This is a genomic window from Mesorhizobium sp. MC2-1-1, from assembly GCF_057597255.1.
Window position 1 is genome coordinate 18906 of the sequence record NZ_CP195205.1, and the last position, 19858, is coordinate 38763.

Consider the following 19858-nt stretch of genomic DNA (forward strand, 5'->3'; position numbering starts at 1 on the left):
AGTATAGGGGATGCCGCCCGCCTCGAATAGAACAAAGGAAGAACGTCACTGCAATCACACGACTAGTTCGGACTAAGGCCGCGAAGATGATTTACGCGAAGCCGGACGGTTGCCGGCGTCGCCGTATTGAGTCGCACTGGATCGGAGATCAATCTAACGCCATGCCCGCTCGCCGAAAAATCGACCCGACTTCAAAGCTTATCGCAGAGTGGCCGCTCTCTCCGACGGCAACTCTTGGATCGTCAGTCTGGGTATAGGGCATTTCCTTGGATCGCCTAACTGTCATACGCGGTACTCATTCCAAGGGAAATCGGCTAATCGGCCAGGGAACTTACGGCAAGCGCTATAGGCAGTTACAAAACCATACCCATGGTTAGCCAGCCGCCCAGCAGATAACCCAGATGCGCATCCGGTTCCCGGAAAAATTCCACTAAGATCCGCGAAACGCCATAAGCGATGAAGAAGGCACACCGACGACCCCCGTCGTCTTTAACTTCAACTGCGAATGGGTGAGGGCGCGCAGGAAAACAAACAAGACCAAGCCTTCGAGCAACGCTTCGTAAATCTGACTTGGATGGCGCAAAAAGGGGCGCCCATTCGGAAATTCAACTGCCCACGGAACGCTTGTCACCTCGCCCCAGAGAGCGCAACGCGCTCACTGGGGCGAGCAAATTAGATACGATGCGCCTGCTGGCGCGGCTGCCGCCTCCAACATCGTACACGCCGTGTCCATTGCTGTTGCGCCTCATTGCACGCGCGGACACTGACGGACGGGCAATGGAGGCTTATCTCGACATCATTCCAGGACCGATACCGCCGGAGCGCCCAATGCCCATGCCCATCATCGGCAGGACAATGTCGTCAGCAGCCTGCTTTTGCTCATCACTCAGCTTTGCGTACAGTTTTTCGACTGCCGCCCTGACAGTTTTAGTTTGCTCCAGACGCGCTTCGAGATGGGTTTGCTGGTAGGCCAGCCGCTCAGGCAGGGGCTTCTTCAGGAATTCACCGTCGTGAAATTCCTTGAGCATTCCCTGCATCTCCGCATTGTGGGACTCGGCTGTGCTCCGGATGACACCAGCAAATTCATTCCAAGAGGGCGTCTGCTGGTCGGTGATTTTCAGTTCTGTCTTGAGGAAGGCGAGGCGCCCGTCGATCCGGCCGAGCATCTGGTCTGAATCATACCCGCCCATAGGACCGCCCCATTGCCCCATCATCATTCGACCCATTCCCCAACGAGGCCACCAACCGGAATCGTTGTCCTGAGCTCCAGCCATTACAGGCATCGCGACAACACCCAGCATCAGGCCTGCGGCAAAAACACTGCGCAAATTGAACATGGACCGTCTCCTTCAGAGAACACCAAATGGCGAGAAGATCAGAAGGTGATGATGACGGCATTGATTTGCATCAACGAGCGCCTGCCTTCCTCCACGCGACATCCAAGGACGCACTCGTGGTGGCAGTCGCATTGGATCGGACTGCGACTACCCGACGTGCAGCGAGATTCTGTCGCGATACGCGCAAATTTCCTGTGCTGTGTTGGGATATAAAGGAATAGGGAAGCCGTTGCGGCTCTGCGCCAGCGAAAGCTGGCGCAGAGCCAGCCATCATGACGGTAGCGTTCCGGCGCCGGAGGTTGGCCTTAATGGTGGCGTATGCGCCGCGCGTCACACATGCCGCTTGCGGCTATCACCACAATGGAGACTATGATGCGATGATAGCCTTGCCTTTGGTCCACTGTCTCTGTGAAGCGCATTTCGGCCGAAGATAACGCCGGATGCAGCGCGTCGCCTTGTTCAATTTCGCCCGGTGGCAGCAAGCAACACCGAGAACGTGTTACATATTGTGATACCTATTGTGCTACAAATCCGCGGTTTTGTTTGAAAAAGCTCAATAAAATCAATACATTGAGCGAGGTTTTGATCCAAGCCAACGGTACCATCGGCCTTCGCTGTAAACATTTGAAATTTTTAAATAAATTGCAACCTGACCGCTTCTTACGATTGGGAGCCAGTCACTTTCACTAATACCGACGCGTTCCAAAGGAACTTAGGGACGTTGACGAACGTGGCGAGCATGTCCGGCGTGCTCGTGCCGCCGATCCGCTACGAACCAGCGGACGGCGTCCCAACGCGGCGGCACGACTGCTCCCTGACGTCAAGGCAGAGTCGCTTCTGCTACCTGGACAATGACCGCCTGGACAATGACCGCGCTATTGGCCGCGCGCGACGAGGAGCAGATTGTCGATCGTGACGCCGCTCAAATGGCGCGAGCTCCTCGTCGACCACCTCTGAAATCAAATCCCAGCCCGCCCAGAATTTCGACTTCGTTCGTTGTGGGTATTTTTTGACGCAAGTGCCCAGGAGCAACTCCCCGACGCGAGCCGTTTCGGGAACGATATTCGTGCTTGATTGATGGATGGTCTGGCTCTGTCCGATAGTGGACGCCAACGTGAACCGTTGCTCGGCACTTGTCCTAACCAGCCTGATCCAGCCAATCGCGCAGAATGCTCCAGGGAAGAAGCACGTTCGGCGCATAGCGCAGCAGGCCATGGAACGGGATTGGCGCCGGCGGCGCGAGCGGCAGCGGGAGATCGTGGCCTTCCGTCCCAGCCGCCCAATCGGCCAGCACCTCGCCCATGGCCGTGGTCATGGCGATGCCGCGTCCGTTGCATGCCCGAGCCGCCATCAGACCTGGGCCGAGGTCGATCAGATGCGGCAGGAAATCCGGCTCGACGGCGGCCATCCCCGACCAGCTGTATTCCAGCGGCGGCAGGTCAGGCAGTTCGAGACGCTTCGCCAGCCGCCGCCAGATTGCCTGCGGCACCCGCCTGTCGGCGCCCGCGCCTACCACATGCATGCCGCCGCTTATCAGCCGGTTCCGTGCATCGAAGCGGAAGGTGAATAGATTGCGTCTGGTGTCAGAGAAGCTCTGGCCGTCGGGCAGCAGGCGCCGGCGCATATGCGGCTGCAGCGGCGCCGTCGCGATCTGGAAAACCTTTAGCGGAAAATAGGTCCGCCGCAGCGTTGGGGGAAGCGCTCCGCAATAGGCGTTGGTGGCGATCAGCACTTTGCCAGCACGCAGTGAGCCGGACGGCGTCTTCAGCATCCATCCGTCGGACGAACGGTCGATCGATGTGACACGCGTGTGCTCGAAAATCCGCGTGCCGGCTTTTTCGGCTGCATCGGCCAGCCCGCGCGCGAATTCGACTGGATTGAGCACGCCGCCCGAGCGGTCCATCCAGCCGCCGGCATAGAAGCGGGCGCCGGTCAACGCCTCGGTCTGCTGCCGATCCAGTATGACTGCCGGCCTGCCGCGCTCCGCCCACTGCCTGGCGCGGGATCGAATTTTTTCGAGAGCAGTCTCGGAGTGTGCCGCCTGTATCCAGCCTTTCTGCACGGCGTCGCAGGCAATTCCATGCCGCTCGATCAGATTGAAGACGAGCTCGGCGCTGCCGGCGGCAAACCCGATCAACCGCTCGCCGCGCTCCGAGCCGAGATGCGCCACTATGGCGTCCGGATCCATCTTGGCGAAGTTCGGCACGACGAAGCCTGCATTGCGGCCGGTGGCGCCCCAGGCGATGATCTCGGCTTCGAGGACAGCCACCGAAAGGCCTTTGCCGGCGGCGTGAAGGGCGGTCGACAGGCCGGTGAAGCCGCCGCCGACGACGGCAAGGTCGACATCGAACCTATCTTCCAGCACGGGCCGGGGATGGGAAACGCGGCTGACCGCATGCCACATTGAAAACGCTTCCTGCGGCGCCATCGCGTTCAGGCCTTGCTTTCGCCAGCGGTGGCCTTCACCTGCTTGCGGAAAAGCGCCCGCCTCGGCCTGTCGCCGAACAGGCCGTTCGGCCGCAGCAGCAGGATGAGGCAGAGCATGACGCCGATGGCGACGATCTGCAGCGAAGCCGCGCGGGCCTGCTGCTCGGGCGAGAAAAGGATGCTGGTCATGGCGCCCGAGCCAGCCCAGATCGCCCAGACCAGCACGCTGCCGACAACGGCGCCCGCATTGCTGCCTGAGCCGCCGACGATCAGCATGACCCAAACCTGGAAGGTCAGGATGGGCAAGTAGTTGTCGGGTGCGATGAAGCCGATGAAATGCGCCTGCAGCGCACCGGCAAGCGCCATGATCGCGCCGCCGACGGCAAAGGCCTGGACGCGGTAGAAGCGCGCGCTCTTGCCGAGCGAGACCGCCGCGCGTTCGTCCTCGCGCAGCGCCTTCAGCACCCGGCCCCATGGGCTGCGCGAGAGATGTTCCAGAGCAAGATATGCGGCCAGAGTCACAGCCAGAACAATCCCCAGATTCGACAGATTGAAGAGCAGCGGTGTTTCGGCGAGGCCACCGAACGGGCGTGGAATGAAGCCGATGCCGAAAGGTCCGCCGGTCAACACCTGCGCATTGAGCGCCACGAGTTGCACGACCACCGCGACGCCGAAGGTGGTGATGGCCAGGTAATCCGACTTCAGCCGCAGCGTGGCGAAGCCGGTGAGGGCCGCGGCCAGAGCGCCGACGACCATCGCGCCTAGCCACCCCAAGACGATCGGCAGGCCAAGACCGCCTAGTCGCGCAGGATCGCCGGGCGTGGTCAAGAGCGCGGATGTGTAAGCGCCGATCGCCACGAATCCGGCAAGCCCGACATTGAACAGGCCGGTCAGGCCCCATTGCAGATTGAGCCCCAACGTGATCAGCGAAAAGATCAGCGCTGTCGTCAGAAAGAAGGCGCCGTAGCCGATCAGATCCATCATCTTTCCCTCACGCCAAAGAGCCCGATCGGCCGCACGAACAGCACCGCCATCAGGATGATGAAAGACACCGCGGCGCGCCATTCGGCGCCGATCAATTGCACCGCGCCGGCCTCGGCGAGGCCGATGATGAGCCCGCCGAGCACCGCGCCCGGAATGCTGCCGATGCCGCCGAGGATCGCGGCTGCGAACATCGGCAACAGCATGTCGAAGCCCATGAAGGGCCGGATCTGGACGAGGATGCCGATCATCACGCCGGCGACGCAGGCGAGTGCTGCGCCAATGATCCAGGTGACGCGCACGACGCTGGCGACGTCGATGCCGACGACGCGCGCAAGGGCCGGGTTCTGGCTCATCGCCTGCATGGCGCGGCCGGTCTGGGTGCGTGTCGTCAAAAGATGCACGCCAAGCACCAGCACCGCGGTCAAAAGCAGCAATGCGATCTGGTCCGGGGTGATGCGGATCCCGAAGCCGACCGGCATGGCGATCTGGATGGCGCGGCTGAAATAGGTCGGGCGCGAGGTGAAGATGAATTCGAGCAGGCTTCTGAGAGACATCGAGGCGCCGAAGCTTCCCATCACCACGATGATTGCCTGTTCCTGCCTGCGCAGCCGCGAGAACAGCACCTTGTCGAGCAGCAGCGCGAGCAGGGCCGTAAACGCCATGCCGGCGGCCAGCGCGACGATGAGCGGCCAGCCGAACGACAAAGGCGCAATGGGCGCCACCTTGCCGAACATGGCGGTGATGGCGCCGACGGCGGCCAGTGTCGCATAGGTGCCCCAGGCCATGAAATCGCCATGGGCGAAGTTCGAAAAACGCAGGATGGAATAGGTCAGCGTCACGCCGATGGCGCCGAGGCCGATCATCGAGCCGGTCAACATGCCGTCGACGATGAATTGCAGGCTCATGCCGCGCCTCCCGCTTCCCGCTTGAGCGGTCGCTGGCCAAGATAGAGCTCGGCGACAACCGGATCGTCCCACAGCGTCGAGGCGACGCCTTCATGCCGCTCCTTGCCCTCGACCAGCACATAGGCCCGATCGCCAATGGCAAGCGCTGCCTTGGCATTCTGCTCGACCAAAAGGATGGTAACGCCGGACTTGCGGATGGCGGACAGCATCTCGAACACCATCGACACGAATTTCGGTGACAGCCCGGCCGACGGCTCATCGAGCACCAGAACCTTGGGGTGGACGATCAGCGCCCGCGCCACGGCCAGCATCTGGCGCTGGCCGCCCGACAGGTTGCCGGCAGCGCTCCGCTTCTGGCGCGCGAGGTCGGGGAACATCGCATACATCTCCTCGATGCGGGTGGGCGCCTCGCGCCGTTCGAGAATGCCGCAGGCAACCTTCAGATTGTCCTCGACCGACATCAGCGGAAAGACGTTCTCGGTCTGCGGCACGAAGGCGAGGCCGAGGCGAACCATGGTGTGCGCGGGCACCGCGGTGATGTCGTTGCCGTCGAGCAGCACGCTGCCCCGGCTGATCGGGACGAGGCCGGCGATGGCCTTGATCAGGCTCGACTTGCCGGCGCCGTTCGGCCCGAGCACGACGACGATTTCGCCCTTGTTGACGGCGATCGAAGCGCCACGGACGATCGGCACGCCGGGTTCGTAACCGGCCTCGAGATCGCGCACGTCAAGCACGGCCTCGCTCATGCCGTGCCTCCGAGATAGGCCTCGATGACGCGCGGGTCGCGCGCCACCTCGTCGGCGGTGCCCTCGCACAGCAGCTCGCCGCTCGCCATCACGAGAACGCGGTGGCAAAGCCGCGTCACCATGTCGATGTTGTGCTCGATCAGAAGGAAAGTGATGCCGCTCCGGTTAATGTCGCGGATGCGCTCGATGATGACTTCGAGCAGAGTGGAGTTGACGCCGGCAGCCGGCTCGTCGAGCAGGATGATCGCCGGATCGGCCATCATCACGCGGGCGAGCTCGAGCAGCTTGCGCTGACCGCCGGAAAGCACGCGCGCCGGTTCATGCGCCAGCCGGGTCAGCGAGACGAGCTCCAGCAGATCGGCCGCTTTCTTCACCGCGGCCTTCTCCTCGGCGGCGACCCGCCACGGCGTGAGAAAATTGGCGAGCAGTCGCTCGCCGGTCTGCCCTTGCGCGGCAAGCATGACGTTCTCGATCAGCGTGAGGTTGGGGAGCGGCCGGGGGATCTGGAACGTGCGCCCGAGGCCACGTCCGATGCGCAGGTGCGCGGCCTCGCCCGACACCAGCGCGCCATTGAGTCGTATCTCGCCGCTGGTCGGCAGGATGCTGCCGGCGAGCAGGTCGAACATCGTCGTCTTGCCGGCGCCGTTGGGGCCGATCAGCCCGAGGATCTCGCCCGCCCTTACCTCGAACGACACGTCGTTGACCGCGACCAGGCCGCCGAAGCGCCTGACGACGTTCGTCGCTGTCAGCACCGGCGCATGAGTTTCCGACCCATGCTGTCTCGCCGTCTCGCCCATAAGTCCCTCTGGCCGAAAGCGATCATTGCCGCTTCCTGATTATTGATATGTGATCACACTTGCCTTGATCACGCTATTCGGCTTTACTTTGTTCTGCAAGGCCGAAAACGGCCCGACCCACCGCACCAAGGGTCGAGAATGGGAGCGCCATGCAGAAGGCCGCTATCGAGCGCAACAATGATGCGATCGCCGCGCAGCTCGCGCCGGTCGGCCGCGAGACTGTGCAGGATCGCGTCTATTCCGAATTGCGCCGCGCTCTGATCGGCGGCCTGTTCGAGCCAAGCCAGGTGCTGACCATTCGCGGCCTTGCCGACGCTCTGGTCACCTCGACCATGCCGGTGCGAGAGGCGATCGGGCGGCTGATCACGGAAAAGGCGCTTGAGGCGCTGCCCAACCGCTCGGTGCGCGTGCCGCCGATCACGCTTGAGCGCATCGACGACCTGCTGCGCGCCCGCATCCTGATTGAGGGCGAGGCGATCTCGCTCGCGGCCTCGCGAATGGGGTCGCGCCAGATTGCGACGGTCGACGGTCTGTTGCGCGAATGGGACGAAATCCGGGCGTTGAAGCACAAGAAGGACGTCGACCGCGAGGTGACGCTGAACCAGAGCTTCCATTTTGAGATCTATCGCGCCTGCGGGTCGGCGGTGCTGATCCCGATGATCGAAAGCCTCTGGCTGCAATCGGGGCCTTGCATCCGTGTCGCCATCTACGCCTTTTCGGAAGCCGGCGAGGTCGACACCGCACACTACCACCGAAGCATCGTCGCAGCGCTCTCGGCGCAGGACGCCCGGGCTGCGCGCGAGGCGCTGGTCGCCGACATCAGTCGGCCCTTCGCCTTCCTGCGTGACAAGCTGAAATCCGCTGCCGGGACACACGCGACATGACAAGACGCGCCATAAAAATCAGCGAGCCGCGCTCCGGCCTGTCCGCCACCGCGCTGCTGCTCCCGGAAAAGGCGCCCGAGAACGCCGCCTTCCTGTGGGCTTACCTGGCAGAGCCGCGTGTTGTCGCCGGCATCCACGCGATGTGGACAGGTCCGGAGATTTCCTGCCCTGTGCCACCGGCGCATCTCGATGGACAGAGCTACGCCCGGCCGCTGCCGGCCGAGAACGCGACCCTGACCCCGCAGCCCGGTGACATTGTGCTCTCCTATGTGCCGCCACGCATGTGGGGCGGCAATCCGAACGCAATTTTCGACATCGGCCTGTTTTACGGACAGGGCGCACGCCTCTTCTTTCCGATCGGCTGGCTGGCCGGAAGCGTGGTCGCGCAGGTGCCACCCGAGCAGCGCGAGCCGCTTGCGGCCGCCTGCGGCATCATCCGGCGCAACGGCGCATGCGACGTTACCTTCTCCCGGGCGGAGATTTGAGATGACGGAACGAGACGACAGTTTCGAGCTCTTCGACCTTCGCGTCGAGGCAGTCATCCCCGAGGGCAAGCCGATCTATTGCGGCGCCAGGGCCGGCGACTATTTCGAGCTAAAGGGCGAGATGCTGTCGCTGCCGGCGGGGCAGGGCTTCTCGATCTATTCGATCGCGGCCGTGCTGCCGCTGCTGGCCGCCAAGCAGCGCCCGACGCACAGGAACGACTGGATGACGTCGGACGCCGAGATCGCCTGTCCCGACCCGAACTGCGCCAGCCGGCTCAGGATCGTCAGGGTGGCCAAGCGGCAGTTCAGTCACGCCGCAACGACGGCAGTGCCTTTGCCAGAGGAGACGGAGCGCAAATGACCGGGAAGACCTTCGACCTCGCCCCCGGCTACACCATCTCGCGCATCATTCGCGGCGGCTGGCAGCTGGCCGGCGGCCATGGAGCGATCGACCGCCAACAGGCGGTGGCCGACCTGATCGCTACTTTCGACGCCGGCATCTTCACCTATGACTGCGCCGATATCTACACCGGCGTCGAGGAACTGATCGGCGCTGCGCGCCTGCGGCTGGCCAACGAACATGGGCTCGACGTCGCTGCCAGGATGAAGGTTCACACCAAGCTGGTGCCTGACCTCGAACGGCTGGCCACCGTGAGCCGCGACTATATCAGGGGCATCGTCGACCAGTCGCTGCGCAGGCTGAAGACCGAGCGGATCGACCTCGTACAGTTCCACTGGTGGGACTATGCGCAGCCTCGCTATGTCGAGGCCATGGTCTGGCTGGATGAGCTGCGCCGCGAGGGTAAGGTGCGCAATCTCGGCACCACCAACTTCGACACGCCGCGGCTTGCCGAAATCCTGGCGGCCGGCATTCCGCTGGTCAGTCAGCAGCTGCAATATTCCGTGCTCGACCAACGCCCGGCCCGAGGCCTTGCCTCGCTGGCGAAACAGCACGACATGCATTTCCTTTGCTACGGTTCCGTCGCCGGCGGCTTCCTCAGCGATCGATGGCTCGGCGCTGCCGAGCCGGCAACGCCGCTCGAGAACCGCTCGCTGGTCAAATACAAGCTGATCATCGATGATTTCGGCGGCTGGGACCTGTTCCAGCATTTGCTGCGGGCATTGAAGACCGTCGGCGACCGCCACGGCGTCGACATCGCCACCATCGCCAGCGCCTGGGTGCTGGAACAGCCGCGGGTCGCAGCCGTCATCGTTGGCGCCCGCAACCAGGCGCATGCGCTCGCCAATGCCAGGATCATGGACGTCGTGCTGTCGGCCGAGGATCGCGCCGCGATCGGCGCCGTGATCGCCCGAAGTCCAGGCCTCGAAGGCGACGTCTACATGCTGGAGCGCGATCGCCACGGCCGCCACGGTTCGATCATGCACTACAATTTGAACGCAGGCCGGGTATGAGCGCGGCGATGGGCACCTCGCTGCTTTCCCGCGCCAGCGCCGAGGTGGTCGACCTGCATCGCTTCTTCGTCGACTGGTTCGACAAGAGGCGTTGCGAGGCGGCGGATTTCAGCCGCTTCGAACGCGTCATGGGCGAGGACTTCACCATGGTCGTGCCGACCGGCCAACTGCTCGATCGCGCTGCGGTGCTCGGCTATGTCAAGGCAAGCCGCGGAACGTTCGACGGCGACTTCGCCATTTCGATCGAGGACATCCGGCCAGGATGGCAGTCCGGCGATGTCATCGTCCTCACCTATGTCGAGGCGCAGCAACGCGCCGGCCAGGCGAGCCGGCGCCGGTCCAGCACCATCTTCACCGTCAGTTCATCGGCGCCCAATGGCGTTGAATGGCGGCATCTGCATGAGACCTGGCTGCAGGTGCCGGGAAGCTGATCAGGCCAAGCATGAAAACAAGAGTCGAGTAACGAAAAGGGGAACAGCAATGCGTAAAACGATATTCCAGATCACCACCGCGCTCGGCCTGCTTATGGCCGCAAGCGCGGCGCACGCCGCCGACTGCAAGATCACCGTCGGCCTCGTCATGGAACTTACCGGTCCGGCCGGCGAATACGGCCAGGCGGGCGCCAAATCGGTCGAGATGGCCTTCCGCGACATCAATGCCGCGGGCGGCGTGCGCGGCTGCGATCTCGCGACCGACACGCGCGACAGCCAGAGCCAGGGCAACGTGGCGGTCGACGCCGCGACCCAGCTCGTGCAGGTCAAGAAAGTGCCGGTGATCATCGGTGGCATCATCTCGTCGGTGTCGATCCCGATCCTGACGTCGGTCACCGCTCCGGCCAAGATTGTCCAGGTCTCGCCCGCGTCGTCCTCGCCGACGCTGACCGCGCTGGGCCGCGACGGCAAGACCAACGGCATCTTCTTCCGCACCATCACCTCGGATGCGCTGCAGGGGGTGGCAGCTGCCAAATACGCCATCGACAAGGGCTTCAAGAAGCTCTCGATCATCCACGTCAACAACGACTTCGGCGTCAACATGGTCGCCGAATTTTCGCGCGCCTACAAAGCATTGGGCGGCACCATCGTCTCCGACACGCCTTACAATGAGAAGCAGTCAAGCTATGCCTCGGAAGTCACGGCGGCGATGGCGGGCGAACCGGATGGGCTCTATCTCGTCAGCACGCCGGTCGACGGCGCCACGGTTGCCCGCACCTGGATCTCGCAGGGCGGCGTGCAGAAGTTCCTGCTCAATGACGGCATGAACAGCCCCGACTTCATCGACTCCGTCGGCGCCGAGTATCTCAAGGATGCCTATGGCACCTCCTCCGGCACCAGCCCGACCGCGTCGACCGACTATTTCAACAAGAACTACAAGGAATTCTCCGGCATCGAGCCATCGAACCCGGCCGCGGATCGCTCCTATGATGCCGGTGCCATCGTCGGGCTCGCCATCGCCATCGCTGGCTCCGACGACCCGGCCAAGATCAAGGACGCCATGTATAAGGCGGTCGATCCAGCAGGCACGCCGATCTTCGCCGGCAAGGAGGAATTCGCCAAGGCCCTCGGCCTGATCAAGGATGGCAAGCCGATCCGCTACGAAGGCGTAATCGGTCCGGTCGCCTTCGACAAATACGGCGACATCACTGGCCCGTTCCGTCTGTGGAAGATCGTCGACGGTAAGGTGACGACCGACGGCGAAATGACCACGGACGACGTCAACGCTCTGCAGGCGAAGTTGAACAAATGAAGCGCCGACACGCGCATGGACCCCGGATCGTCGATCCGGGGTCCATACGCCCCTCATAAATTGAAGGACCGTCTAAGGGGGCTTTCGTCTCCGACGAGCACGGGTCGGTTCTCAAGCATACCATCAAGTACCGTCGCTCTCGGCTGAGGTGCCGTCTTTATTGACGATCAAATCGTCCTCCCATGCAGGATTCTCGCTTGACAAAAAATGAAACTGAATTCATTTTCATATTATGGTTTAGAAACGACGCTTAAGTCGCGCAAAAGGGGAAGCAGAAATGAAGACCTTGATAGCATTTTCGTTGGCCGGCGGCACAGTTCTAGGGTTAACCGCCAACGCCCGGGCTGAGGACTCCGCACTGTCTGGGAAGACCGTTTGTGTGAACAGATACGCTTCCGCTCCGGTGATCGACGATATCCTCAAGGGCATGGACGCCGAGTTCAAGGCTGTCGGCGGCGAGAAGATCGTTCAGAACATCCAAACCCCGAGGCGGATGCCGCTACACAGCAGACGATCGCCCAGCAATTCGCCAGTGGCGGGTGCGACGTCATCGTCGTGGTTGGTACTGCAGCCGCCCAATCGATCCAGCAGGCTACCAAGACCGTTCCGGTCGTGTTCGCCGGCGTTTCCACGCCGGTGGAAGCGGGATTGATCAAGGCGCTAGAAAAGCCGGGCGCCAACATGACCGGGGTGTCCGATCCGCTCCCGGTTGAATCCGAGATCGACGGCATGCTTAGCGATCCTGCCGTCGATTCAGACCATTGGCCTGATCTACAAGGTCGGCGATCCCGCAGGCGACCCCCTCGCTGCCCGTGCGACGGCGCATATCGAAGGCAAGGGGCTCAAATATGTCACCGCCGGCATCGCCAATGCGGGCGAGACCACGCAGGCGGCACAGTCGCTGGTCGGTCGCGTGCAGGCGATAGAATTTCCGTGCGACACGACCACGATCTCTGGCATGGCTGGCGCGCTGAAAGTGGCGAAGGACGCGAAGCTGCCCGTATTCGGCTGCACCTCGGACGCGGTCAAGGGGGGCGCCATCCTCGCGGGAAGCTATAGCTATGTGGATGTCGGCACCGAAACGGCCAAGCAGGTTGTCGCGGTGCTCAAAGGGGGTGACACGGCCACAATGCCTGTCATTGTTCCGAAGATCGCCGGCTATGAGATCAACAAGACCGAGGCTGCGGCGCTCGGGCTGACGATCCCGGAGGACATGCTCTCTTCCGCGGTCAAGACCTATTGAGGCGACCATGATTTTGGACGTGCTTTTGATCGGTACGCAGATCGGGCTGCTCTATGCTCCGTTGGCGTTGGGAATCTACCTCGCAATCAACGTCCTTAGCCTGCCGGACCTGACGCTTGAAGGCTCGTTCGGCATTGGCGGGGCTGCTGCCGCCAGCAGCCTCATGATGGGCTTCGACCCGCTGTCTTCGCTGGCGATCGGCATGTGCGCTGGCGCGCTCGCTGGGCTGATCACCGCTCTGCTCCATGTCGTGCTCCAGATGAACGTGTTGCTCGCCGGCATTCTGATGACCACCGCGGCCTGGTCCGTCAGCATCGCGGTGATGGGAACAGGCAATGTTTCGCTCGTCCGTTTCGAGACCTTGTTCACCTGGCTCGAAAATGTCGGAATCGGAAACCAGCAGGCGACCATTGTTGCCGCCGGGACTGTCACACTGTTTCTCGCGCTCTTCCTGGTCTGGCTGCTCCACACCGGATACGGCCTTGCCACGCGCGCGACAGGACTGAACATCCAGACCGCTCGCGGGATGGGCATCCGAACTGAGAAGCATCAGATCTTCGGCCTGATGATGGCCAATGCGCTGGCGGCCGCCTCGGGAGCGCTGGTGGCCCAGAGCCAGGGGTTCATGGACGTCTCCTTCCAGGGCGGCGTCATCGTCGTCGGCCTGGCGGCGCTGACGATCGGCACGAGCATGATCCGCTCGGACAAGGTTGCCGTCGGCATCGCCGCCGTCATAGTCGGCGTTGTCATCTATCGGTGCATCGTTGCGCTCAGCCTCAGGCTCGGCGTGCCGCCGAATTCCGTGCGCCTGATCACCGCCATGCTCGTCTTTGCCTTCATCGCCGCGCGTATCCACGCCAAAGGCAGTTTCAGCCGGTCCGGCTTCGAAGGCTGGCGCAGCCGCCGCCGTAGACACCTGCAATTTCTGGAGAATGACCGTGTCTCAAGCCTTCTTTGATGCGCGATCACATATTCCCGCAATCCGACTCTCGAACGCGACAAAGCGCTTCGACGGGCTAGGCAAGCGGGAAGTCTTCACGGCGCTTGATGCTCTGAACCTCAACGTGGCGCCCGGCAGTTGCGTGGCCCTGATCGGTTCCAACGGCGCCGGCAAATCGACGCTGCTATCGATCCTGATGGGCACCCAGCTGCTCGACGAGGGATCGCTGCACATCGACGGCGAGGACGTCAGCGAACAGCCCTCCTGGAAGCGCGCTTCCCGTGTTGCCCTGGTGCGCCAGAATCCCGAGCACAACGTTCTTTCGTCGCTCAGCATCGAGGAGAATTTCGCCTTGGCGATCATGGGTCGCGAGCGCGCTTTCGGCTTGCGCCGCTACGACCGGGCAGCGGTGCGAGAAGCGGGTGTCCAGGCATTGCGCAAATTCGGCATGGGGTTGGAGGACAGGCTGGCGGAATCCACCGGAACGCTCTCCGGAGGCCAACGCCAGGCCGTTGCGATGGCAATGGCGGCGGTCCGCAATCCGCGTGTGTTGTTGCTCGACGAACACGTCTCGGCGCTCGACCCGAAGCGCGCGAAGCTTGTCGCCGAGGTGACCGAGGACATCATACGGGCGCAGGCCATTACGACGATCATGGTCACCCACGATCTCGGTCACGCCCTGGCGCACTCGGACAGGGTTTTGATGATGCACAGGGGCAAGGTGGTCATGGACCTGTCCGGCAAGCAGAAGACCGACCTCGACCTGGCCGGGCTTGCCGCGAGTTTCGAAGCGCTGGTCGGAGAGGCGCTTCCCGACCGCACGCTGCTTGCGGCCGCGTCCTGAATCGATGAAGCGAGCGACCATGGACACGCAACATCCATCGAACCCAGCGGTCACTTCGATGGCGCTCGGCGACCGCTACGTGGCGCAACTGAACGCCCAGATCAGAGGCAATAATGGCGAGGGCAAAAGCGCTCGGACCCGAGCCAAGCTCAAGCGCGCCGCGGTCGACTGCCTGACCGAGAGCGATCTCTCCAACCTGACCATCAGTGCGGTGACGGGCAAGGCCAAGGTAGCTGCGGGAACCTTCTACCTGCATTTTGCAGGCATCCGCGAGCTCGCGATCGAGGTCTTCTCGGAATTCGCCGCGGTAGACATCGCTCCCGCTATCCCGGAGGGCAACGAATTCGATGACTTGTTCTCGCGGATGAAGGCGACTTTTCTCGAGATCGTCGGCGCGTTTCGCCGTCGTAGAAAGCTGTTCCGCTCGCTGTTCCAGATGCGCAGGCAAGATCAGGAAGCCAATGAAGTCTGGCTACGATTGACGGCGCAGTGGGCCGACGTCCTGTCCGAAATCGCGATGAAGCACACGAAGCGTCCGGTGCCGGCCGCATTCGACCGGTTCGTGGGGCATGCCACCAGCGCATTCGCCGACGAGATCATGACGCGCATTTACGTCGACGAGATCTTCGGCAGCGCGTTTCCGGAAGACCCCGGCAATGACGAGCATGTCGCCGAGCTGCTCGCCTTCACCCGCCACCGCATGCTCTTCGGCATCGATCCCGATCCGGCACTTCTGAAGGCGACTTCGTCTTTGCGCCCGGTCGGCACGGCATGACGACTGAGAGGAACCAGCCATGACACTGCGCTATCAGCATTTCATCACTCCTGAGGGCAGCAAGGAGTTTCCCAAAGTCGTTCGTGGCGAGGGGGTTTATATCTGGGACAGCACCGGCCGGCGCCTTCTCGACGGGTCGTCCGGCGCGATCTCGGTCAATATCGGCCATGCGCATCCGAGGGTCCTTGAGGCCATGCGCGACCAGATGGGCCGCATCATCTATGCCCACAGCATGCGCTGGGACAACGATCCGAACGAGCGGCTGGCGGCGCGCCTGGAGCGGATGAGCGACTGGGGCTACGGCGCGGCGTTCTTCGTCTCGGGCGGATCCGAGGCCAATGAGGCGGCGATAAAGTTCGCGCGGCAGGTCGCGGTCGCTCGCGGCCAGTCATCGCGCTACAAGATCATCAGCCGTATCCCCTCCTACCACGGCGCCACCACGGCTTTGCTGGGCATTACCGGCGACCCGGACTATGCCGCCGCCTACAAGCCGATGTTCGTAGACATGCCGAAGGTCGATGCCCCGCTCACCTACCGACGGCCCGCGGGCCAATCCGAACAGGATGTCGTAGATCGCTGCGTGCGACAGTTGGAGGACACGATCCTTCGCGAAGGGCCGGAGACCGTCCTCGCCTTCATGATCGAGCCCGTTGGCGGCGTGTCGACCGGCGCGCTGGTGTCGCCGGACAGCTACTCCACCCGGATACGCCAGATTTGCGACTGCTACGGCATCATGCTGATCTATGACGAGACCATGAGCGGGGCCGGCCGCACCGGCAAGTTCCTGGCTGGGCATCATTGGCCCGACTGCCGTCCCGACATCGTCACCCTGGCCAAGGGCGTCAGCGGCTCTTACGCGCCGCTGGGGGTCGTGCTGGCGTCCACGGATATGGTCCAGGACGTCCGCCGCAGCGGCGGCTTCAAGCACGGTCACACCTATTCGGCCAACCCGGTCAGCTGCGCGGCCTCTGACATGGTCCTGCGTGTCGTGGAGTAAGACGGTCTGATGGAGCGCGCGACCAGGCTTGGCGCCTTCATCCGATCGAGGCTGGAGGCGCTGAAGCAAAAGACAGGCGTCATCGGCGACGTCCGCGGGCTGGGGCTGCATATGGCGGTGGAGATCGTCGCCGACCGCATCACCAAGGAGCCGTTCCCGGCGCACGTCAAGGCTGGCGAGCGCATCGGGATGATCTGCCGCGAGCACGGGCTGCTGCTTTTCTCCCGCCGCACCGCCGGGGGGCGTTCGGGGAATGGCTTATGCTGTGCCCACCGCTGACGATCAACGAAGCGGAGATCGAGGAGATGCTGGAATCGTTCGAGGCAGGCATCCGCGCCTTCGAGAACGAGGTGGCGCAGGAACCGGTCCTGCGCGCGACGGCATAGCCTGACAAGACTTTCCTTGAAGCTTTTAGCGGCGCCGGATGCGGCGGCCGGAGGACCAACCATGACCAAGGCACAGATTGTCGGCTGGGCTCATTCGGTTTTCGGAAAGTCGGCCGCGCCCGATACCGAAACGCTGATGGCTCAGGTCGCGGGGCCGGCTCTGGACCATGCTGGTATCGATGCCGCCGATGTCGATGCCGTCTTCGTCGGTGTCTACAACAACGGCTTCACGCGCCAGGACTTCCAGGCAGCACTTGTCGGAATGGGCCACCCGGCGCTCGGCTCGGTACCAGCCACTCGGTTTGAGAACGCTTGCGCGACGGGTTCGGCGGCCTTGTTCGGCGCGCTCGACTTCGTGGAGGCCGGGCGTGGACGCGTCGCGCTGGTCATTGGCGCAGAGAAGATGACCGGCCTGCCGCCCAGCCAGGTCGGCGATGTGTTGATGTCCGGCTGCTATCGCAAGGAGGAAGCCGCAATCGAAGGCGGCTTTGCCGGAGTCTTCGGGCGCATCGCCCAAGCCTATTTCCAGCGATACGGCGACCAATCGGAGGCGCTGGCGGCCATCGCCGCCAAGAACCACCGCAACGCCGTGGACAATCCGGTCGCGCACATGCGCGCGGACCTTGGATTTGAGTTCTGCAACACGGTTTCAGAGCGAAATCCGCTGGTTGCGCCGCCGCTTCGGCGAACGGACTGCTCCCTTGTGTCGGACGGTGCCGCCGCGCTGGTAATTGTCGATCAGGACACGGCGATGACCCTGCAACGAAGTCTGTCGTTTCGAGGACGGTCGCAGGCCAACGACTTCATGGCTTTGAGCCGCCGCGATCCCGTCGATTTTGCAGGCGCTAGGCGCGCCTGGGCGAAGGCGCTGAGCGAGGCAGGCCTGTGCCTCGAAGATCTTGACCTAGCCGAAACGCACGATTGCTTCACCATCGCCGAATTGATCGAGTACGAAGCCATGGGATTGGCCGAGCGCGGCCAGGGCCACCGGGTCATCCACGATGGCGTGTCCGAAAGATCGGGCCGGCTTCCGGTCAATCCTTCCGGCGGGCTGAAGGCCCGGGGCCATCCGCTCGGCGCCACCGGCGTTTCCATGCACGTGATGCCGGCGCAGCAGATCACCGGCGAAGCGGGCGCCATGCAGATCCCCGGTGCAACCTTGGCCGGCGTCTTCAACATGGGCGGGGCGGCCGTGACCAACTACGTCTCGATCCTGGAACGCGCACGATGAGAGAAGACCCCGTCCCCACCGTCACGCCTGTCTCCACGCGGGTCATGAATCTGGCGCATTTCGTCACCCAGGCCGCACGCCGCCATCCCAAGCGCGTCGCGTTCGCAAGCCGGGCGCTGACCCTGACCTGGAAGGAGCTGGACCAGCGCATCGACGCCATGGCTTCAGCCCTGGTCGATCGGTTTGGCGTCGGCAAAGGGGATCGCGTGCTTGTGCAGTCGCAGAACTGCAACCAGATGTTCGAGTCGATGTTCGCGTGTTTCCGGATCGGCGCGGTGTGGGTCCCCACCAATTTCCGCCAGACGCCGGCGGAGGTTGCCTATCAGGCTCGCGCGAGCGGCGCCGCGGGAATGATCTGCAATGCCGATTTTGCCGATCATCAGGCTGCCTGCGCGGCCGCATCGGATTCGCTGCGTTTCCACATAAGCATCGGCAAGGCTTCGTTCGGCCCGGATTATGACGCCATTGTCGCCGAGCATCTCGGAAAGAAGATCGAACCGGCGTGCGTCGACCGCGACGATCCATGCTGGTTCCTGTTCACGTCGGGAACGACCGGTCATCCGAAGGCCGCCGTGCTGACGCACGGCCAGATGGCGTTCGTCATCACGAATCACCTGTGCGATCTCATGCCGGGCACGACGGCTGAAGACGCCTCGCTTGTGGTGGCGCCGCTCTCCCATGGAGCGGGTGTCCACCAATTGACGCAGGTGGCGCGCGGCGCGGCCACGATCCTTCTCGATACGGATCGCTTCGATGCCGAGGCGGCCTGGGCTCTGATAGAGAAATGGCGCATCACCAACATCTTCACCGTGCCCACCATCTTGAAACTGCTCGTCGAGCATCCTTCCGTCGATCGCTACGACCATTCCTCGCTGCGCCATGTCGTTTATGCCGGCGCGCCAATGTATCGCGCCGACCAGAAGGTTGCGCTTGCCAAGCTCGGCCCGGTCTTGGTGCAGTATTTCGGCCTGGGCGAGGTGACGGGCAACATAACCGTGCTGCCACCGAACCATCACTCTGTCGACGACGATGCCGGCGCCCGTATCGGCACCTGCGGGTTCGAACGCACCGCCATGCAGGTTTCCATCAGGACGCCGGAAGGGCATGAGGTTGCAACTGGACAGACCGGCGAGATATGCGTCATCGGACCGGCCGTTTTCGCGGGCTACTACAACAATCCGGAGGCCAACCTCAAGGCGTTCCGCGACGGCTGGTTCAGAACCGGCGATCTCGGTCACCTGGACAGCGAGGCTTTCTTTACATCACCGGCCGGGCGTCCGACATGTACATATCGGGCGGATCGAACATCTATCCTCGCGAAATCGAGGAAAAGATACTTGCCCATCCCGACATTCACGAGGTCGCCGTCGTCGGCATGCCCGATCCCGTCTGGGGCGAAGTAGGCGTCGCTGTCTGCGTCGCAAAGGCAAATGCGTCCATCACGGCCGCAGAACTGGATAGCTGGTTGAGGGACAAGATTGCCCGATATAAACAACCCAAGCTTATCCAGTTTTGGGACGCCCTTCCTAAGTCCGGCTACGGCAAGGTTGCCAAGAAGGACATCAAGGAAAGGTTGGCAGACGCCGAACCGGACAGGGTGGACAAGTTGCCGGTTGCAATTCTTTCGAGATGAGAGAGCTGGACGCGGACGACTTCAGTTTTCGCGGACTGTCGCCAAAAGCCGACCTTCCGCCGTCGGCCCAAAAGCTGGCCGTCAGAAA

At 62.9% G+C, this 19858-nt stretch carries 18 protein-coding genes and 4 pseudogenes; 15 read left to right on the plus strand and 7 right to left on the minus strand.

The annotated features are described in order from the left end of the window. Positions 1 to 356: 356 nt before the first annotated feature. The 7 genes and pseudogenes from ACR64R_RS00090 to ACR64R_RS00120 form a co-directional block, all read right to left on the minus strand. A pseudogene (locus ACR64R_RS00090) lies at positions 357 to 643 on the minus strand (prolipoprotein diacylglyceryl transferase family protein); the annotation flags it as partial. 142 nt (positions 644 to 785) lie between these two features. After that, positions 786 to 1337: a Spy/CpxP family protein refolding chaperone gene (locus ACR64R_RS00095; RefSeq protein WP_487359677.1), complete on the minus strand. Its 552-nt coding sequence runs from the start codon at positions 1335 to 1337 to the stop codon at positions 786 to 788. Positions 1338 to 2475: 1138 nt separating this feature from the next. Further along, complete coding sequence (locus ACR64R_RS00100) at positions 2476 to 3741, minus strand: NAD(P)/FAD-dependent oxidoreductase (RefSeq protein WP_487359678.1); 1266 nt, start codon at positions 3739 to 3741, stop codon at positions 2476 to 2478. A gap of 29 nt (positions 3742 to 3770) precedes the next feature. Then, complete coding sequence (locus tag ACR64R_RS00105; RefSeq protein ID WP_487359679.1) at positions 3771 to 4748, minus strand: branched-chain amino acid ABC transporter permease; 978 nt, start codon at positions 4746 to 4748, stop codon at positions 3771 to 3773. Continuing rightward, complete coding sequence (locus ACR64R_RS00110; protein ID WP_487359680.1) at positions 4745 to 5653, minus strand: branched-chain amino acid ABC transporter permease; 909 nt, start codon at positions 5651 to 5653, stop codon at positions 4745 to 4747. The genes ACR64R_RS00105 and ACR64R_RS00110 overlap by 4 nt, the downstream gene beginning before the upstream one ends. Continuing rightward, positions 5650 to 6399 (minus strand): ABC transporter ATP-binding protein, encoded by a 750-nt coding sequence (locus ACR64R_RS00115; protein WP_487359681.1) that lies wholly within the window; start codon positions 6397 to 6399, stop codon positions 5650 to 5652. Before ACR64R_RS00115 ends, ACR64R_RS00110 begins: the two co-directional genes overlap by 4 nt. Beyond that, positions 6396 to 7196: an ABC transporter ATP-binding protein gene (locus ACR64R_RS00120; protein WP_487359682.1), complete on the minus strand. Its 801-nt coding sequence runs from the start codon at positions 7194 to 7196 to the stop codon at positions 6396 to 6398. The genes ACR64R_RS00115 and ACR64R_RS00120 overlap by 4 nt, the downstream gene beginning before the upstream one ends. Before the next feature lie 149 nt (positions 7197 to 7345). On the opposite strand from ACR64R_RS00120, the gene ACR64R_RS00125 reads away from it, so the two are divergent. The 15 genes and pseudogenes from ACR64R_RS00125 (at position 7346) to ACR64R_RS00195 (ending at position 19770) form a co-directional block, all read left to right on the plus strand. Further along, positions 7346 to 8080, plus strand: a complete 735-nt coding sequence (locus ACR64R_RS00125) for a GntR family transcriptional regulator (protein WP_487359683.1) — start codon at positions 7346 to 7348, stop codon at positions 8078 to 8080. Further along, on the plus strand, positions 8077 to 8565 hold the full coding sequence (locus ACR64R_RS00130) for a DUF3830 family protein (protein WP_487359684.1): 489 nt from the start codon (positions 8077 to 8079) through the stop codon (positions 8563 to 8565). Before ACR64R_RS00125 ends, ACR64R_RS00130 begins: the two co-directional genes overlap by 4 nt. A gap of 1 nt (position 8566) precedes the next feature. After that, entirely contained in the window at positions 8567 to 8926 is a 360-nt protein-coding gene (locus ACR64R_RS00135) for a TIGR04076 family protein (RefSeq protein WP_487359685.1), read from the plus strand. After that, positions 8923 to 9978, plus strand: a complete 1056-nt coding sequence (locus tag ACR64R_RS00140; protein ID WP_487359686.1) for an aldo/keto reductase — start codon at positions 8923 to 8925, stop codon at positions 9976 to 9978. The genes ACR64R_RS00135 and ACR64R_RS00140 overlap by 4 nt, the downstream gene beginning before the upstream one ends. Further along, positions 9975 to 10409 carry a DUF4440 domain-containing protein gene (locus tag ACR64R_RS00145; protein WP_487359687.1) on the plus strand — a complete coding sequence of 145 codons (435 nt, stop codon included), beginning with the start codon at positions 9975 to 9977 and terminating at the stop codon, positions 10407 to 10409. The genes ACR64R_RS00140 and ACR64R_RS00145 overlap by 4 nt, the downstream gene beginning before the upstream one ends. A 49-nt stretch (positions 10410 to 10458) precedes the next feature. After that, positions 10459 to 11721 carry an ABC transporter substrate-binding protein gene (locus tag ACR64R_RS00150; RefSeq protein WP_487359688.1) on the plus strand — a complete coding sequence of 421 codons (1263 nt, stop codon included), beginning with the start codon at positions 10459 to 10461 and terminating at the stop codon, positions 11719 to 11721. Positions 11722 to 12096: 375 nt separating this feature from the next. Beyond that, positions 12097 to 12387: pseudogene (locus tag ACR64R_RS00155) on the plus strand (ABC transporter substrate binding protein); the annotation flags it as partial. 43 nt (positions 12388 to 12430) lie between these two features. Next, complete coding sequence (locus tag ACR64R_RS00160) at positions 12431 to 12964, plus strand: ABC transporter substrate-binding protein (protein ID WP_487359689.1); 534 nt, start codon at positions 12431 to 12433, stop codon at positions 12962 to 12964. A 7-nt stretch (positions 12965 to 12971) separates the two neighbouring features. Further along, positions 12972 to 13922 (plus strand): ABC transporter permease, encoded by a 951-nt coding sequence (locus ACR64R_RS00165; RefSeq protein WP_487359690.1) that lies wholly within the window; start codon positions 12972 to 12974, stop codon positions 13920 to 13922. Next, on the plus strand, positions 13903 to 14748 hold the full coding sequence (locus tag ACR64R_RS00170; protein WP_487359691.1) for an ABC transporter ATP-binding protein: 846 nt from the start codon (positions 13903 to 13905) through the stop codon (positions 14746 to 14748). The genes ACR64R_RS00165 and ACR64R_RS00170 overlap by 20 nt, the downstream gene beginning before the upstream one ends. 19 nt (positions 14749 to 14767) lie before the next feature. Then, entirely contained in the window at positions 14768 to 15523 is a 756-nt protein-coding gene (locus ACR64R_RS00175; RefSeq protein ID WP_487359692.1) for a TetR/AcrR family transcriptional regulator, read from the plus strand. A gap of 19 nt (positions 15524 to 15542) precedes the next feature. Continuing rightward, positions 15543 to 16799 (plus strand): annotated as a pseudogene (locus ACR64R_RS00180) (aminotransferase family protein). Then, on the plus strand, positions 16781 to 16906 hold the full coding sequence (locus ACR64R_RS00185) for a hypothetical protein (protein WP_487359693.1): 126 nt from the start codon (positions 16781 to 16783) through the stop codon (positions 16904 to 16906). Before ACR64R_RS00180 ends, ACR64R_RS00185 begins: the two are co-directional and overlap by 19 nt. Before the next feature lie 61 nt (positions 16907 to 16967). Further along, positions 16968 to 18137 (plus strand): acetyl-CoA acetyltransferase, encoded by a 1170-nt coding sequence (locus ACR64R_RS00190; protein WP_487359694.1) that lies wholly within the window; start codon positions 16968 to 16970, stop codon positions 18135 to 18137. Continuing rightward, positions 18134 to 19770, plus strand: a pseudogene (locus tag ACR64R_RS00195) (acyl-CoA synthetase). The gene ACR64R_RS00190 and the pseudogene ACR64R_RS00195 overlap by 4 nt, the downstream one beginning before the upstream one ends. The last annotated feature ends 88 nt before the right edge of the window (positions 19771 to 19858 follow it).